We start from the raw sequence: 288 nt of genomic DNA on the forward strand, positions 1-288 counted from the left end.
TATTAAGAGCACGAACAAAGCCCATTGTGGTTGAAATATCACGTTTTTGCTCTTCAAGTAGTGGCTTAAATGCTGCTACTTCTGGCAACTGTAATTTTTCAGAAAACTTAGCTATACGTGTTGGTGTATAACCTTCTAAGTCTTTACGACGAGCGTGTAAGTACTTGTACTCTTCAGAGCTTTCATCAAGCTCTAAGTATGGTAACTCTTTTATTGCTTCTTCAGAGACTAAATCTTGTAGGCCTAAACGGTCACGTAAGTGTTCAACATGACTCATGTCCATTTTTT

At 37.8% G+C, this 288-nt stretch carries 1 protein-coding gene; it reads right to left on the reverse strand.

Going from position 1 to position 288, the window contains the following annotated elements; translation table 11 throughout:
* Positions 1-277 (reverse strand): hypothetical protein (locus tag R2R70_RS19680; RefSeq protein WP_410978849.1); only part of this gene is annotated, 277 nt, incomplete at its 3' end.
* Positions 278-288 lie beyond the last annotated feature (11 nt).

It is taken from the genome of Cobetia sp. SIMBA_158, from assembly GCF_046566945.1.
In the GTDB taxonomy this organism is placed as follows: Bacteria; Pseudomonadota; Gammaproteobacteria; order Pseudomonadales; family Halomonadaceae; genus Cobetia; species Cobetia amphilecti.